This is a genomic window from Geothrix oryzisoli, assembly GCF_022808865.1.
Classification (GTDB): Bacteria; Acidobacteriota; Holophagae; order Holophagales; family Holophagaceae; genus Geothrix; species Geothrix oryzisoli.
This window is the reverse complement of record NZ_JAKZLB010000004.1, coordinates 204,209-219,534: the sequence shown is the minus strand read 5'-3', so window position 1 is coordinate 219,534 and position 15,326 is coordinate 204,209. Positions and strand designations below refer to the sequence as shown.

Sequence of the window (15,326 nt, the reverse complement as noted above, 5' to 3'; positions counted from 1 at the left end):
TCCTGATGCGGCCCTGAGCGGCCCCCGAATGCACCGGGACCAGCCTCCGGACTGAACTCCCGGCTACTCCGGCCAGTGGTGCTTCGGATACCGCCGCGAGAGCGCTGGTCGCAGCTCCTTGTAGACCCGCTGCCAGAAGCCGGCGAGGTCCGTCGTGACCTGCACGGCGCGCAGGTTGGGGGCCAGCAGGTGCAGCACCAGCGGCACGGCGCCGCCGGCCACGGCGGGCGTCTTCTTGAGACCCCAGAAGTCCTGGAGGCGCGAGGCGATCCAGGGCGGGTCGTTCTCGTAGTGGACCTTGGTCGGCCGGCCCTTGGGCAGCTGGATGGCCTCCGGAGCCCAGGCGTCCAGCAGACGCAGGGTTTCCGCCGGAATGGCCTGGCGGAGGGCCGCAGGCCAGTCCACGTCCTGCACTTCCCGCAGCGTCGCCCGGCCCGCGCAGGCACCCGCCAGCAGGGGGCCCAGCAGGTCCTCGGGCAGGCCCAGGTCCGGCCGGTGCTTCCTCAGGAAGGTCAGGCGGGCCAGCATCCGTGCGGGCACCTCATCCAGGGGGCGGTCGCGGAGGGCCTCCGCCAGCAGGGCCGCCACGCGCGGATCCGCAGGATCGGCGGGGCCCCGGCTGCTGTCGATGGGGAGGCCGTCGTAGCGGATCTCCGCCTGCCGCTCCACGCGCCCGGCCGAGGCGTTGAAGCGCAGTTCATCCGCGTCCTCGAGCCGCTCCGGGAAGGCGTCGAGCAGCCAGTCCGCCTCGCAGCGGGAGGCCAGGCGGATGAGGGTCTGCCCGCCCGACCCCTGCTTCTGGGCCTCGGCCTCCAGGGCCAGGATGAGCCCCGGGCGCCGCACGCGGCTGGCGGGATCCAGCTTCGCCCCGCCGCCCCCCGCGAAGGCGCAGGTGCCGTTGGCGGAGAGCTGGCCCACACGGTCCGGGTAGGCGGCGAGGAGGGCCTTCAGCAGGCGCGGCTCGGCATCGGCGGGTTCCGGCGCGGCGGGCAGCAGGCGCGAGAGGGACTGTACGGCCCGCTTCGCGCGATGCACCGCAGAGGCATCCAGTCCCGCCGCCCGGCAGGCCCCGGCGCCGAAGCCTGCGGCCTCGGCCTCCTCGAACTGGTCCAGGCGCAGCAGCAGGTCCGAATCCGCGCCATGGCCGGTCTTCACGGGCGCCCGGTCGAGGCCCTGGCGGGCGGTGAGGTTGCCGGTCTCCAGCAGGGCGGCCGCCCGCAGGGCCAACTGGGGAATGCCGAGGTCGCCGCCGGCCACGGCCAGGCGGGCCAGGCGCGGATGCAGGGGCAGGTCCGCCATGCGCCGGCCCATGGGCGTGAGGGCGCCGTCCGCCAGGGCCCCCAGGCGCGTGAGCAGGGTCTCCGCGGCGGCCATGGCCGTGGCGGGCGGAGCCTCGAACCAGTCCAGGCCGCCGGGCTCGGCGATGCCCATGCCGTGCAGGGAGAGCAGCGGTTCCGCCAGATCCGACCGCTGGAGTTCCGGCGTATCGAAACCTGGGCGGGCCCCGAAATCAGCTTCGGTGTAGAGGCGCAGGCAGCGGCCCGGCCCGATGCGGCCGGCGCGGCCCGTGCGCTGGACGCAGCGCGCCTGGCTGATGCGCACCGTGCGCAGGCCGGAGAGGCCGGACCAGGGCGAGTGCGAGGCCTCGCGGCCCAGGCCGGAGTCCACCACGGCGCCGATGCCGTCCAGCGTCACGGAGCTTTCCGCCACATTGGTGCTGAGGATGACCTTGGGCGTGTCGGTGACCTCCAGGGCGTGGGCCTGGGCCTCCGGCGACAGCTCGCCGTGCAGGGGCCGCAGGCTCAGGCCACGCCGGGCCGCCACGGCCTCGCAGCCCTTCAGGCAGGCGCGGATCTCCGCGGCGCCCGGTAGGAACACGAGCGTGTGGTTCTTCAGGCCTTCGGCGTAGAGGCGATCCAGGGCGTCGGCGACCTGCTGCTCGATGGGCCGGTCGTCGGGCCGGGGCAGGAAGGCCGTGTCCACGGGGAAGGCCCGGCCCTCGCTCCGCAGCACGGGGGCGTCCAGGTAGGTCGCCACGGGGCCGGGGTCCAGGGTGGCGGACATGACCAGCAGCTTCAGGTCCGGCCGCGAGGCGCGCTGGAGGCGCCGCAGGAGCGTGATGGCCAGATCCGTGTGCAGGTGGCGCTCGTGGAACTCGTCCAGCACCACGGCGGCGATGCCCCGTAGCTGCGGATCGCCGTGCAGGCGCCGCAGCAGCAGGCCCTCAGTCACGAAGCGCAGGCGCGTGGCCTTCGATACCCTCTGCTCGAAGCGCACGGCGTAGCCCGCCCGCTCGCCCAGGGACTCGCCCAGCTCGTCCGCCACGCGCGTGGCGGCGAGGCGCGCGGCCAGGCGCCGCGGCTCCAGGATCCAGCATTCGCCGCCCCCCAGGAGGCCCGCCGCCAGCAGGGCCGGAGGCACGCGCGTGGTCTTGCCCGCGCCCGGGTCCGCCTGGAGCACCAGGTTGGGGTTGCCGCGCAGGCTGTCCACGAGGTCCGGCAGCAAGGGATCGATGGGCAGGCTCAAGCGCACGCTGCCCCCAGGGCAGCCAGGAAGGCGGCGGGGTCATCGACGGAGATGGCCAGGCGCGTCGTCGGCCGGCCGGGTCCCAGCAGGCCCGACACCCGGACGGGCTCGGAGAGCTTCAGCTCGAGCATTGGAGTCCCCCGGGCCACCAGTCTCGGCATGCCCTTCATGTGGGCGTGGCGGGCCCAGTCATCGTCGAAGCTCGGCAGGGGCGCGGCGGCAAGAATCCAGCGGGCGGGAAACGCCACGGATTTCACCAGGCCCTGGTGGAGGTGGACCTGCCCGTCCTCGATCTGGTGGGGCCGGGCTTTGAGGGTGGCGTAGAAGCCGAACAGCCAGAGCACGGCGTAGACCGTGGAGGCGTGCAGGACCCAGCGCAGCCAGGGCGCCAGCCCCGAGAAGAGCGCCTTCATGAGGAGGATGTCGCCGGGGATGAGCAGGGGCAGCGCCGGGAGGAGGGCGTGAAGGCCCGATTCACGGTGATGGCTGAAGCCCCTGGGAGCGGCTTCGCGGAAGCCACCTCCCAGGAAGCGCAGGGCACTGCCCAGCAGGACCAGTTCGAAGGCCATGAGCCGGGCGGCGCGGGGGGGCACGAAGGCCTCGAAGGCGGCGGCGATGCGGTCCTCGGGCCAGGCGCCGGGAAGGGCCCGGGTGGTCCGCCAGGCGCGGATGGCCAGGGCCAGCAGCAGGATCTCCAGCGCCAGGGCGGTGCCGAGCCGCAGCCAGAGCGTGAGGCCCGGGGCCCGCGACAGGACCAGACCCAGGCCTTCCACGAGGAGCAGGGCCGGGAGGAGGAGCCTCGTGCCCGGCAGCTGCTGCCGTCGCCAGGCCAGGATCATCCCGACGACGCGCAGGGCCAGCAGGACCAGGAAGGCACCCGTGAGCCAGGGCAGGGCCCGGTGCCCGGGAGCCCGCAGGCGCAGACCCACCGCTGCCGCGCCCAGGAGGAGCAGGAGGCCCCAGAGCAGGGCGGAGGGTCGGAGGAGTCGGGCCACCCCTCCAGCCTACGGCCTCCGCGCCGCCTCGCGTAGAATGGAACCTTCGACGGGAGCGGGCATGGCGGGCATGGAGACGGCGGGCGTGGGCGGCAAGGTGGGGGTCGTGATGGACAGCCTGCGGGACGCCTACGGAGACACCCTGGTGGAGCTGGGGAACGAGGGTGCCAACATCGTCGTCTTCGACGCGGATCTGGCGGGATCCACCCGCACCAGCAAGTTCGCCAAGGCCTTCCCGGACCGGTTCTTCAACATGGGCGCCGCCGAGCAAGGGATGGTGGCCGCCGCCGCCGGGGCCAGCACCACGGGCGTGGTGCCCTTCGTGAGCACCTTTGCCATGTTCGCCACGGGCCGGGCCTACGAGTTCGTGCGCCAGGCCGTGGGCGTGGGCCACCAGAACGTGAAGATCGTGGCCACCCACGCGGGGCTCACCGTGGGCGAGGACGGCGGCACCCACCAGTGCCTGGAGGACCTGGCCCTCATGCGGATGATCCCCGGCATGACGGTGCTCTCCCCCGCGGACGCCCTCGAGACGAAGCAGGCCATCCGCGCCGCCTACGCGCACAAGGGACCCGTCTATGTCCGCCTCACCCGCGACAAGTTCCCCCGCATCCACGCCGAGGACTACCGCTTCCAGATCGGCAAGGCCGTGATGATGCGCCCCGGCACGGACGTGCTGCTGGTGGGCTGCGGCCTGGGCACCTCCATCTGCCTCGCCGCGGCGGACCTGCTGGCCGCCGAGGGCATCGAGGCCACGGTGCTCCACTGCCCCACGATCAAGCTCTTCGACCGCGAGACGCTGCTGCGGCTGGCGAAGGCCCACCGGGCGGTCGTCACCTGCGAGGAGCACCAGGCCCACGGTGGCCTGGGCGGCGTGGTGGCGGAGCTCCTCTCCGAGGCCCATCCCATGCCCTTGCGCCGCGTGGGCGTGCAGGATCAGTTCGGCCAGAGCGGCAAGCCCGAGAAGCTCCTCGAGGCCTACGGCGTCACGCCCCAGGCCGTGGCCGCCGCGGCGAAGGCGGCGCTCTGATGGCCACCGAGACCTTCCAGGCCAGCCGCTGGACCCAGGGCAACCACCTGTTCGTCACCGTGATCGAGGTGACGGACAGCGCCGTGATCCGCCGCAAGCGGTCCTGGTTCACGGTGAACGAGATCAGCATCCACCTGTCGAAGGTGGCCAGCGTCCGCATCGAGACCGGCCTGCTCTGGTCCGACATCACCATCGAAAGCACCGGGGGCAGCGACCCCCTGGCCAGCCACGGCCACACCAAGGCCGACGCCCGCCGCATCAAGGAACTCATCGAGGCCGCCCAGAGCCGGGGCATGCGCTGACAGGAAAGACCATGCAGCCCGCGACGCCAGCGCCTCCTGATCCGGAGTCCCGGCGGCCTTCGGGGGCCGGCATCCTGCCTGCGGGGTCCCGGATCGGCCGCTTCCAGGTGCAGGACCTCCTGGGCCGGGGGGGCATGGGGGCGGTGTACCTGGCCTGGGATCCCGTGCTGGAGCGGCGGGTGGCCCTCAAGGCGATCCACCTGGGCGAGGACGGGAAGGCCATGGCCAAGGCCAGGTTCCGCCGGGAGGCCAAGGCGCTGGCCCAGCTCAACCACCGGAACGTGTGCCAGGTGCACGACTGGGTGGAGACGGACGGGAGTGCCTACATCGCCATGGAGTTCATCGAGGGGAAGACCCTGGCCGAGCTGGCGAAGGGGTTGGACCTGCGGCGCAAACTCCAGATCCTGCGGGCCATCGCCTACGCCCTGGAGGCGGCCCACGCCAAGGGGATCATCCACCGGGACCTGAAGCCCAGCAACGTGATGGTGGATGCCGAGGGCCAGGTCAAGGTCCTGGATTTCGGCCTGGCCAGGCTCGTGGATTCGACCTCGGCCGAGGGGGAGGACCCGACCGGGAACGCCCTCCATCTCGCGGGCCATCCCGACCCGCAGGAGGGGGGGCCGACGCTGGCGGGTCTTCCGGTCCCGGACCGCGAGGAACGAACGAGCGTGGGCGCGGCGCAGCCCTCCCCGTCCGCTTCCGACTGGGGTGAGATGACGGAAGCCGGCGTGTTCATGGGCAGCCCCACCTACGCGTCCCCGGAGCAGATGCGCGGGAAGCGCGCCGGTCCGCCGAGCGACGTGTTCTCCCTGGGCGTGGTCGCCTGGGAGCTTCTGCTGGGGGACCATCCGTTCCCCGGCGAGGGCCGGGACAGGATGGTCGCCACCATCCAGGGCGACCTCCGGCCGCTGCGGGGCCGGGGGCTGCCCCGGTGGCTGGGGGCCCTGCTGCGGACCATGCTCCTGCGGGAGGCGGCCAAGCGGCCGACGAGCCGCCAAGTGGCGGATGCCATCAGCCGCCACCTGGCGCGGAACCCGGCCGCCCGGTGGGCCGCCGGCCTCGCGATCGCCTTCGCCGTGGCGGCGGGGGGCGGCTACTACCTGTTCGGGCGCAGCATCATCGGGGACCTCAGCCGGGAACGGCCGCCGCGGGTGGCGGTCATGCCGATCCGCAACGCCACGGGAGATCCGGCCTTCGATGCCCAGGTGGGCGTGGGCATGACGGAACTCCTGTCGACGGCTCTGCGGAGCTCGCCCCACATGGACGTGGTGGAACCCGAATCCGTGGTCCGGGCGCTGTCCACCCTTAGGATCTCCGTCTCAGAGGCTCTGGATCCTGCCAGCCAGACCCGGATCGCCAACGCCTTGGGCGCGCAGCTGTTCCTGCGGGGGACCCTGGGCCGGGACTCCGCCGGGCAGGTGAACGTGCTGACCTACGAGCTGGTGGACGGATCGGGCCGCATCCGCTTCTCGGGTGCGGCGCAGGCCCCTCGCCAGGGTTCGTTCGCCCCCTACGAGTTGGTGGATCCCGCCGCCAACGACCTGCTTCGCAAGGTGGACCCGCTCCGGGCGAACACGATCCAGAACACGCCGGTGCCGCCGCAGGCCTTCGCGGCCTACGCCCAGGGGAAGGCCCTGTTCCTGAAGGGGGACTTCAAGGGCAGCGAGCCCTACCTCCAGGACGCCGCCATGAAGGCTCCCGCCTTCTCCAGCGCGATATCGGCCTATGCCGCCTGCCTCCGCCGCCTCGGCCGGGACCAGGCGCCCGCGGTCGCCAACTGGGCGCTCATGTCCGCCAAGGCCACCGGGGACCGGTGGGCCGAGGGGCGGGCCCTGGGCCTGAAGGCCTATCTGGCCAAAGATCTCGGTCAACTCGATGAGTCCGAGAAGCTCCGGGAGGCCACCCTGGCTCTGGCCCAGGCCATCGGCGACCGGGATGGGGAGATCATCGCCTACAACCACCTGGGGCTGATCGCGGCCGAGCGGGGGAAGCCCAAGGCGGCCCGGGAATTCTACGAGCGGTCGCTCCAGCTCAGCCAGCAGACCGGGGACAAGGTGTACCAGTCCCTGGCCCAGAACAACCTGGCCAACCTCGCGCTGAAGCGGGGGGATCTCGGGACTGCCGAGGCCCTCTACCGGAGCAACCTGGACCTCCAGCAGGGGCTGAAGAATCGGTGGGGCGAGGCCCTCGCCCAGAACAACCTGGGCGTGGTCGCCCTCATGGCCCGGGACCTGCCGGCAGCCGAAGAGCGGCTGACCGCGGCCCTCGCGACCCGGGAGTCCGTGGGTGACCGGGTGGGCCGCATCACCTGTCTGCGGAACCTCGGCATCCTGGCCCAGATGAAGGGGGACCTGCCCGCCTCCGCGGCCTTCCACGGCCGCGCGCTCGACCTTGCGGAGGCCTCGGGGCTGCGGACCATCGAAGCCGAGTGCCGGTTCTATGCGGCCGAGTTGGAGCGCCTCCAGCAGCGGTTTGGCCCGGCCCTGGCGGGCTACCGGCAGGTCCTCGAGCTCCTGCCGGAAGGGGTGACCCCGGAGGTCCGGGCGAATGCCCAGGCGGCCACCGCGGAATGTCTGGTCCGCAAGCCCCGGCCCGATCTGAGGGAGGCCGGGAAACGCCTCCTGGCGATTCCGGCCGGATCCGCAGACTCGCCCTATGTCCACCGGGCCAAGGCCTGGCTGGCGGCCCGGTCGGGCCAGCGTGACGCGGCCCTGGCCGAGCTGGTGCGTGCGGCCGAGGATCCCAGCCGCCAGGCTCCGGAGATCCGGGCCGAACTCGAAGCCGCGCGGGCGGTCTTCCTGGCGGAGCCGGGCCGCTAGCGCGGGTCAGGCCCGGGTCCTGCCCGCGAGCTTCGCCGCCACGGCCTTGAGGTCCTCCTCCGGCGAGAGGTGATGCCGCACCTCCTGACCGCCCCGGTTGAGGGCGACACAGATCCGCCCGAAGGGACAGTTCCGCAGGCAGGATTCCCGGACGACCTGGAGGTCCTGGAGGGCTTTCCGCTGGAGGAGCAATCGGGTGAGGCAGGCCAGGGCCTCGGTCATGGCCTGGCCGCGTCGCGGGCTGCGGAGGGCCTGGCGCTCGCAGTCGGCGCAGATGGTGAGGACGGGCGGCATAGACATGAAAATCTAGCACAATGCCGGTTTGCACCACCCTGGATTGGGGGTTCAGGCGAACCGGGGCGCCCGCTTCGCCAGGAAGGCAGCCAGGCCCTCCTGGGCGTCCGGGTGGCGCATGGCCGCCTTCATCTGGGCGCCCTCGGCCTGGAGGCGGGCCCGCAGCAGCTCGGCATCGAGGCCCTGGTTGCGGAGCAGGGTGGCCTTGATGCGGGCGAAGGTCTCCGCGGGGCCGGCCGCCAGGCGCTCGGCCAGGGCCGCCACGGCGGCCTCCAGCTGGTCCGCGGGCACGATGCGGTTCACGAGACCCAGGGCCTGGGCCCGGTCGGCGGAGAGGGTGTCGCCGGTCAGCATCAGCTCCGCGGCCATGGAGGGGTTCACCAGCCGCGACAGCATGACGCTGCCGCCCCAGTCCGGATGCAGGCCGATCTTCACGAAGGCCATGCTGAAGGCGGCCTCGGGCGTGGCGAGGCGCAGGTCCGCGCAGAGGGCCAGGCTCATGCCCGCGCCGGCGGCGGGCCCCTGCACCACGGCCACCACGGGCTTGGGCAGGGTGGCGAGGGCGTGGGCCACGGTGGCGCCCAGGTCGAGCAGGGATTCCAGTTCCGGCCAGCGACCCCCGGAAATCGCGGTCGAGATCCAACCGAGGTCGCCGCCGGCGCAGAAGGCCCGCCCCGCCCCGCGCAGGACCAGCGCCTTCACGCCCGGCTCCGCCGCCTTCGCCAGGGCCTCCTCGAAGCCCTCCTTCATCTCCGGCACCAGGGCGTTGAGCCGGTCCGGCCGGTCCAGCGTCAGCGTGGCGATGCGGTCGCGGATCTCGAAGCGGATGGGGGAGGACATGGAGACTCCAGAGGATCAGAGGCGGAGGGCGGCCTGCACGAACGCCGCGAACAGGTCGCGGGCGGCGTCACCGGCGGGCCCCTTGAGGGTGACGAGGTTCTCGGGGTGCCACTGGACGCCGAAGACCCAGCGGGTGGCGTCCAGGGCCTCCACGGCCTCGATCAGGGGGCCGGTGACGGGGTGGGTGGTGTCCAGGTGCCAGCCCACGGCCACCAGGGCTGGGGCCACGCGCTTCACGGCCTGGTGGTGGCGGCTGTTCACCAGGAAGACATCCTCCCCGAGCAGGGCCCGCAGGCGCGAGGCCGGGGCCAGCTGCACGCGGTGGTGCATGTCCGGCGCATCGGGTGTGCCGTGCTGGTGCCGCGAGGGCTCGCAGCCGTAGTGGTCGGGGATGTCCTGGACCATGCTGCCGCCCAGGGCCACGTTGAGGATCTGCTCGCCGCGGCAGATGCCGAGGATGGGCAGGCGCCGCTCCCAGGCCGCGCGGATGAGCGGGATCTCGAAGCCGTCCCGGTCCTCATCCACTTCGGCCTTGGGATGGACGGTCTCGGCCTCGTCCCAGTGCCGCGGGTGGATGTCGTCGCCTCCCGTGAGGAGGAAGCCCGCCACGCCCGCCAGATCCGGCCGGGGATCGCCGGGGGCCACCAGGTGGATGGGGCCGGACCAGCCCGCACTCCGGATGGCCGGAAGGTAATGCTTCTCGGCGCCAGACTTGTTTTTGCAACTCACCAGAATGCTTGACACGGGATGGCCTCAGGGGAATCGTGATTACCCTACCACCCCCTCAGATGGTCTGAGTCGACGGTGAGGCGGAGAGCTCCGCCGGTACAAAGGAGGACATCATGTCCGGTTCATTGAACAAAGTTCTGCTCATCGGCAACCTCGGGCGCGACCCCGAGCTGAAGTCCACGCCCTCGGGCCAGAGCGTGGCCCGCTTCTCCGTGGCCACCACCGAGACCTGGAAGAACCAGGCCGGCGAGAAGCAGAGCAAGACCGAGTGGCACAACATCGTGGTGTGGGGCAAGCAGGCCGAGATCGCCGAGAAGTACCTGCGCAAGGGCAAGCAGGTGATGATCGAGGGCCGCATCCAGTACCGCGAGTACACCGACCAGGCCGGGGTGAAGAAGACCGCCTGCGACATCCGCTGCGACAACTTCGTCATGCTGGGCCGCATGGAGGACGGCGGCGGTAGCCGGGACAGCGGCGGCTACGGTGGCCGCGCCTCCGGTACGGGCTCCCAGGACTTCGAGGACCACGGCGCCCCCAGCCCGGCGGGCGGTGGCAGCTTCCCGGATGACGACATCCCGTTCTGAGGGACTCGGACCTGCAAAACGGCGCCCATGCGGGCGCCGTTTTGCAGCTAGAGAGGAGGGTTTCCGGCGGCCGCAGGGCGCCGCCTGGAGCAAGGCTCTCGGATAAACCAGGTTTCTCCCGTACAATGGTCGGTTCGGGAGTTTCCATGCTTGCAGTGCAGAACGTCACCATGCGCTATGGCGCGAAGATCCTCTTCGAGGATGTCACCACGACCTTCAACCCGGGTCGGCGCTACGGTTTGACGGGGCCGAACGGGGCGGGGAAGTCCACGTTCATGAAGATCCTGGCGGGCGAGCTGGAGCAGCAGACGGGGAACGTCATCCGCCCGCGCAAGATGGGCATCCTGCGTCAGGACCAGTTCGCCTTCGACGAGTTCCGGGTCATCGACACGGTGATCATGGGCAATGCGGGGCTCTGGAAGGCCCTGCAGGAGCGCGACGCCATCTACGAGAAGACGGAGATGACGGATGAGGACGGCATGCGCGTGGCCGAGCTCGAAGGCATCGTGGCCGACGAGGACGGCTATACCGCCGAGAGCGACGCCGCCGTCCTGCTGGACGGCCTGGGCATTCCCGAGGCGCTCCACGGCCGCAGGATGGGCGAGCTGCAGGGCGGCCAGAAGGTGCGCGTGCTGCTGTCCCAGGCCCTCTTCGGCAATCCCGAGGCCCTGCTGCTGGACGAGCCCACCAACCACCTGGACCTCGACTCCATCCACTGGCTGGAGGAGTTCCTCGACCGCTACAAGGGCACCGTGGTGGTGATCTCCCACGACCGCCACTTCCTGAACAATGTCTGCACCCACATCGCCGACATCGACTACCAGACGATCATCCAGTACACCGGCGGCTACGACGACATGGTCATGGCCAAGATCCAGGTGCGCAGCCGCATCGAGTCGGAGAACGCCCAGCGCGAGAAGAAGATCGCCCAGCTGAACGAGTTCATCCAGCGCTTCGCCGCGGGCACCCGCAGCAGCCAGGTGAACAGCCGCCGCAAGGAGGTGGAGCGCCTCCAGCCCAGCGACCTGGCCCGCAGCAACATCCAGCGCCCCTTCATCAAGTTCAACCTCGGCAAGCCCGGCGGCCGCTACGCCCTGGAGTTCGAGGACATCCGCAAGGGCTACGACACCGACAAGGACGGCACGGGCGGCCGCCACGAGGTCATCAAGGGCTTCTCCGCCATGGTGCAGCGGGGCGAGAAGGTTGCGATCATGGGCCGCAACGGCATCGGCAAGACCACGCTCCTGAACGCCCTGCTGGCCAACGCGCCCCAGGTCACCGAGCTGGGGCTGAAGCTCGACGGCGGCGAGGTGAAGTGGGGCCACGAGGCCAACGTGGGCTACTTCTCCCAGGACTTCGCCGAGAGCATCCCCAAGGGCTACGAGCTCGTCACCTGGCTGCACCAGTTCGATCCCGACGCCACCAAGGAGCAGATCCGCGGCGTCATGGGCCAGATGCTCTTCCGCGGCGAAGAGGGCAACAAGATGACCGACGTGCTGAGCGGCGGCGAGTCCTGCCGCCTGCTCTTCTGCAAGCTGATGCTGCAGAAGCCCAACATCCTCGTGCTGGACGAGCCCACCAACCACCTGGACCTGGAAGCCGTCATCGCCCTGAACGACGCGCTCCAGCGCTACGAGGGGACCATCCTCTTCGTGACCCACGACGAGGACATCATCGACGAGGTGGCCACCCGCATCTGGCACCTCACCGACGAGGGCATCGAGGACTTCCAGGGGACCTACGCGGAGTACGGCGCACCGCTGGGGCGCTGAACCGCCCAGCCTTCCGCAGGGCGCCCGGTCCGGATACGGCCGAAGGCCTGTCCCGCTAGTGCTTTGGGCCTATCTTGCCTAGTGTTGGATACCGTCTATATTGAGTCTTGGTCCATTTGGCGCCCTGACCTGTAGAAGAGGACGGTTCGTGACATTCCGGCAGGGAACCAGCAACACCTCCTCCGACGAACCCACGGATCCCGGCGGGTCGGGCAAACCGGCGCCGCGCATCGCCCGGCTCCTGCGGGAGCTGGAGGACTTCAAGCGGGCCCTAGACGAGCACGCCATCGTGGCGGTCACCGACGCCCGGGGGCGGATCACCTACGTGAACGAGAAGTTCTGCGCCATCTCCAAGTACTCCCGCGAGGAGCTGCTGGGCCAGGACCACCGGATCATCAACTCCGGCCACCATCCCAAGGCCTTCATGACGCGCCTGTGGGCGACGATCCTGGTGGGGAAGGTCTGGAAGGGCGAAATCAAGAACCGCGCGAAGGACGGCACCCACTACTGGGTGGACACCACCATCGTCCCCTTCCTGGACGAAGACGGCAGGCCCGTGCAGTTCGTGGCCATCCGGGCGGACATCACCCAGCGGAAGGAGGCGGAGGAGGCCCTGCGCCAGTCCCAGAAACTGGAGAGCCTCGGCGTCCTGTCCGGCGGCATCGCCCACGACTTCAACAACCTGCTCACGACCATCCTGGGCAACGCGAACCTGGGGGCCATGAAGCTCCCCCCGGAAAGTCCGGCCCTGCCCTACCTCCACCAGATCGAGCAGGCCACGCTGCGCGCGGCGGACCTGACCCGGCAGCTGCTGGCCTACGCCGGGAAGGGCCGCCTGCAGGTCATCGAAGTGGACCTGAACCGCCTGGTGGTGGAGATGACGCAGCTCCTCACGGTGTCCATCTCCAAGAAGGCGGCCGTGCGGTACGACCTCTCCCCGGGGCTGCCGTCCATTACCGCAGATCCTTCCCAGATGCAGCAGCTCGTCATGAACCTGGTCACCAACGCCTCCGAGGCCATCGGGGAGGAGACCAGCGGCCTCATCACGATCCGGACCGGCCTCCAGGTGGTGGACGAGGCCACCAACGGCGGCCTCCTGCCGGCGCTGCCGCTGGCCGCCGGAAGCTACGTGACCCTCGAGGTGAGCGACACCGGCTGCGGCATGGCGCCGGAGGTGCGGGACCGGATCTTCGATCCCTTCTTCACCACCAAGTTCACGGGGCGCGGGCTGGGGCTCTCCGCCATGCTGGGCATCCTCCGGAGCCACCACGGCAGCCTCAAGGTCTACAGTGAGCCGGGCCGGGGCTCGGTCTTCAAGCTGTTCCTGCCCGCCCTGACCCGCGCCCCCGAGTCGACCGAGCCCCACCCCCGGGACGCCGGCTGGCAGGGCCGCGGCGTCCTCCTGGTGGTGGACGATGAGCCCGGCGCCCGGGCGGTGGCCCGGACCCTCGCCGAGAACCTCGGCTTCCAGGTGCTGGAGGCGGCGGACGGCCAGGAGGCCGTGGGGCTGTTCAAGCTGCGCCATGGGGAGATCACCGCGGTGCTGATGGACCTGACCATGCCCCACCTGGATGGGCGGCAGGCGTTCCTCCAGATGCACGCGGTGAACCCGGCCGTGCCGGTGGTGCTCACCAGCGGCTACAGCGAACAGGATGTCCTCGCCGATTTCCTGGGCCGCGGCCTGGCCGGCTTCCTCGCGAAGCCCTACCAGAGCGGACAGTTCCAGGCGGTGCTGCGGCAGGCGATGGAAGGTTCCTAGACGCGGGGGAAGGTTCCTAGACGCGGGGCTCCAGCAGCATCCGCAGGACCTCCTCGGCGACCTTCAGCCCCACGATCGCGGGCATGTACGAGATGGTGCCCACCGGCCGGCGCTGGCGGCCGGGGCCGCGGTGGGGCTCGATGTCGATGGGGTTCGCGGGGCGCTTGTTGTCGGCGGGTTCCAGCGAATAGACGCAGCGGATGCCCCGGGTGATGCCCGCTTTGCGCAGCTCCTTCCGCACGCGGGCGGCCAGGGGGCACAGGCGCGTGTCGCTCAGGTCGCCGACGCAGAGCTGGCTGCTGTCTGTGCGGCCGCCGGCGCCCATGGCCGAGATGATGGGCAGGCTCTGCTCGTGAGCGGTGCGCATGAGGGCCACCTTGCAGGTCATGGAGTCGATGGCGTCGATCATCACGTCGGGCCGCGGCGTCAGCAGATCCGGCAGCGTGTCTGTGTGGATGAAGGTGACGCGGGGATCCACGTCGCAGTCCGGATTGATGTCCCGGACGCGGGCGGCGGCGACCTCGGCCTTCGGCTGTCCGATCGTGGAGCGCAGGGCGAAGAGCTGGCGGTTGAGGTTGCTGGGGCCGACCACATCGTGGTCCACCAGGCGCAGGTGGCCCACGCCCGCGCGAGCCAGGGCCTCCACGGCGAAGGAACCCACGCCGCCCAGGCCAAAGACCGTCACGCGGGCCCGGCGCAAGCGCTCCAACGCCGCCTCGCCGAGCAGCAACTCACTGCGGGAATACCACCTCATCCCATCAACTCCCGGAAACACCGGCTGCCATTGTCCCAGGTCAGGCGTTCCAGTTCCGCCACGGGGATGCCACGGATCCCCGCGGCCGTCTCGAAGACGCGCTCCAACTCCGCGGCACCATCGGTCTCCAGGAGGAGGTGCCCGGGGTGCGTGGTCCGCAAGGCTTCCCGCACGCCCAGGCGTTCCGGTTTCTGGAGGTCGCCGGAGAACGACAGGAAGACGCCCATGGCCTGGAGTTCCCGGGCGGTCTCCAGGCTTCCGGAATAGGCATGGACCAGGACTCCGCTGGCGGGCACGCCCTCCTCGCGGAGGACCTCCAGGAGGGTTCCCCAGGCCTTGACGGCGTGCAGGGCGACCGGCCGGCGCAGGTCGTGGGCCAGGCGCAGCTGGACGCGGAGGGCCGTCTCCTGCCCGCCCCGATCCGCAGCCTTCCGGGCGAAGTCGAGCCCGCATTCCCCCAGGCCCGCCGGATGGGAGCGCAGCAGGGCTTCCAGCCGGGCCGCCCAGCCCGGTGCAGCATCCTCCACGAACCAGGGATGCAGCCCCAGCATGGGGAGAACCTGCGGGTGGGAGGCGGCGTGGGCCAGGACCGCCTGCCAGTCCGCCTCGCAGGTCCCGCAGACCACGCGGCGGTGATCCCGGTGCGGCACGGGATCTTCCGCGGCGCCGACTTTCGGCAGGTGGCTGTGGGCATCGAAGAGGGGGGGCATGGGGCTCGCTCGTGGGGACGGGATCGGGCGATCCGGCATCCTCATGTCCCCCATGGTAAAGCGGAGGTGGTGATCATGGAATGCAAGGATGTGATCGCATTCCAGCGGCCGGTGTGACGACCGATTGTCAAAAAAAGGTAAGATATGCCGCTTGGATTCAAGCCCGGCTCGCTGCTTCCCGAGGACGGGCGCTCCGGCGGGAGGCGTCACAA

13 protein-coding genes are annotated in these 15,326 nt (G+C 70.8%); 6 read left to right on the top strand and 7 right to left on the bottom strand.

Annotation, left to right across the window (positions count from 1 at the left end):
- Positions 1-63: 63 nt before the first annotated feature.
- Both hrpB and MLE43_RS12160 read right to left on the bottom strand, forming a co-directional pair.
- Positions 64-2,532, bottom strand: coding sequence for an ATP-dependent helicase HrpB (gene hrpB / locus MLE43_RS12165; RefSeq protein ID WP_243304391.1), 2,469 nt, complete (start codon positions 2,530-2,532; stop codon positions 64-66).
- Positions 2,523-3,521, bottom strand: coding sequence for a hypothetical protein (locus MLE43_RS12160; protein ID WP_243304388.1), 999 nt, complete (start codon positions 3,519-3,521; stop codon positions 2,523-2,525). The genes hrpB and MLE43_RS12160 overlap by 10 nt, the downstream gene beginning before the upstream one ends.
- Before the next feature lie 61 nt (positions 3,522-3,582).
- On the opposite strand from MLE43_RS12160, the gene MLE43_RS12155 reads away from it, so the two are divergent.
- The 3 genes from MLE43_RS12155 to MLE43_RS12145 are packed head-to-tail and all read left to right on the top strand — an operon-like array spanning position 3,583 to position 7,672.
- On the top strand, positions 3,583-4,551 hold the full coding sequence (locus MLE43_RS12155) for a transketolase family protein (RefSeq protein WP_243304386.1): 969 nt from the start codon (positions 3,583-3,585) through the stop codon (positions 4,549-4,551).
- Positions 4,551-4,853, top strand: coding sequence for a PH domain-containing protein (locus MLE43_RS12150; RefSeq protein ID WP_243304383.1), 303 nt, complete (start codon positions 4,551-4,553; stop codon positions 4,851-4,853). The genes MLE43_RS12155 and MLE43_RS12150 overlap by 1 nt, the downstream gene beginning before the upstream one ends.
- A gap of 11 nt (positions 4,854-4,864) precedes the next feature.
- A complete protein-coding gene (locus MLE43_RS12145) occupies positions 4,865-7,672 on the top strand; it encodes a serine/threonine-protein kinase (RefSeq protein ID WP_243304381.1) in 2,808 nt (935 codons plus the stop codon).
- Between the two features lie 6 nt (positions 7,673-7,678).
- Here MLE43_RS12145 and MLE43_RS12140 read toward each other — a convergent pair whose 3' ends face one another.
- The 3 genes from MLE43_RS12140 to MLE43_RS12130 are packed head-to-tail and all read right to left on the bottom strand — an operon-like array spanning position 7,679 to position 9,550.
- Positions 7,679-7,972, bottom strand: coding sequence for a hypothetical protein (locus MLE43_RS12140; RefSeq protein WP_243304379.1), 294 nt, complete (start codon positions 7,970-7,972; stop codon positions 7,679-7,681).
- Positions 7,973-8,017: 45 nt separating this feature from the next.
- Complete coding sequence (locus tag MLE43_RS12135; RefSeq protein ID WP_243304377.1) at positions 8,018-8,806, bottom strand: enoyl-CoA hydratase/isomerase family protein; 789 nt, start codon at positions 8,804-8,806, stop codon at positions 8,018-8,020.
- A 15-nt stretch (positions 8,807-8,821) separates the two neighbouring features.
- On the bottom strand, positions 8,822-9,550 hold the full coding sequence (locus tag MLE43_RS12130; protein ID WP_243304374.1) for a gamma-glutamyl-gamma-aminobutyrate hydrolase family protein: 729 nt from the start codon (positions 9,548-9,550) through the stop codon (positions 8,822-8,824).
- Positions 9,551-9,648: 98 nt separating this feature from the next.
- Here MLE43_RS12130 and MLE43_RS12125 point away from each other — a divergent pair, with 98 nt between their 5' ends.
- The 3 genes from MLE43_RS12125 (at position 9,649) to MLE43_RS12115 (ending at position 13,650) form a co-directional block, all read left to right on the top strand.
- A complete protein-coding gene (locus MLE43_RS12125; RefSeq protein ID WP_243304371.1) occupies positions 9,649-10,119 on the top strand; it encodes a single-stranded DNA-binding protein in 471 nt (156 codons plus the stop codon).
- A gap of 146 nt (positions 10,120-10,265) precedes the next feature.
- On the top strand, positions 10,266-11,891 hold the full coding sequence (locus MLE43_RS12120; protein ID WP_243304369.1) for an ATP-binding cassette domain-containing protein: 1,626 nt from the start codon (positions 10,266-10,268) through the stop codon (positions 11,889-11,891).
- A gap of 148 nt (positions 11,892-12,039) precedes the next feature.
- Positions 12,040-13,650: a hybrid sensor histidine kinase/response regulator gene (locus MLE43_RS12115; protein WP_243304367.1), complete on the top strand. Its 1,611-nt coding sequence runs from the start codon at positions 12,040-12,042 to the stop codon at positions 13,648-13,650.
- A gap of 16 nt (positions 13,651-13,666) precedes the next feature.
- On the opposite strand, the gene MLE43_RS12110 is transcribed toward MLE43_RS12115, so the two are convergent.
- Positions 13,667-14,404 carry a tRNA threonylcarbamoyladenosine dehydratase gene (locus tag MLE43_RS12110; protein WP_243304365.1) on the bottom strand — a complete coding sequence of 246 codons (738 nt, stop codon included), beginning with the start codon at positions 14,402-14,404 and terminating at the stop codon, positions 13,667-13,669.
- Entirely contained in the window at positions 14,401-15,114 is a 714-nt protein-coding gene (locus MLE43_RS12105) for a TatD family hydrolase (RefSeq protein WP_243304363.1), read from the bottom strand. The genes MLE43_RS12110 and MLE43_RS12105 overlap by 4 nt, the downstream gene beginning before the upstream one ends.
- Positions 15,115-15,326 lie beyond the last annotated feature (212 nt).

Bases quoted from the DNA above. Each gene is read 5' to 3' on its own strand.
- MLE43_RS12155 (WP_243304386.1), top strand. From the start codon at position 3,583: ATGGCGGGCATGGAGACGGCGGGCGTGGGCGGCAAGGTGGGGGTCGTG.
- MLE43_RS12150 (WP_243304383.1), top strand. From the start codon at position 4,551: ATGGCCACCGAGACCTTCCAGGCCAGCCGCTGGACCCAGGGCAACCAC.
- MLE43_RS12145 (WP_243304381.1), top strand. From the start codon at position 4,865: ATGCAGCCCGCGACGCCAGCGCCTCCTGATCCGGAGTCCCGGCGGCCT.
- MLE43_RS12140 (WP_243304379.1), bottom strand. From the start codon at position 7,972: ATGTCTATGCCGCCCGTCCTCACCATCTGCGCCGACTGCGAGCGCCAG.
- MLE43_RS12135 (WP_243304377.1), bottom strand. From the start codon at position 8,806: ATGTCCTCCCCCATCCGCTTCGAGATCCGCGACCGCATCGCCACGCTG.
- MLE43_RS12125 (WP_243304371.1), top strand. From the start codon at position 9,649: ATGTCCGGTTCATTGAACAAAGTTCTGCTCATCGGCAACCTCGGGCGC.
- MLE43_RS12120 (WP_243304369.1), top strand. From the start codon at position 10,266: ATGCTTGCAGTGCAGAACGTCACCATGCGCTATGGCGCGAAGATCCTC.
- MLE43_RS12110 (WP_243304365.1), bottom strand. From the start codon at position 14,404: ATGAGGTGGTATTCCCGCAGTGAGTTGCTGCTCGGCGAGGCGGCGTTG.
- MLE43_RS12105 (WP_243304363.1), bottom strand. From the start codon at position 15,114: ATGCCCCCCCTCTTCGATGCCCACAGCCACCTGCCGAAAGTCGGCGCC.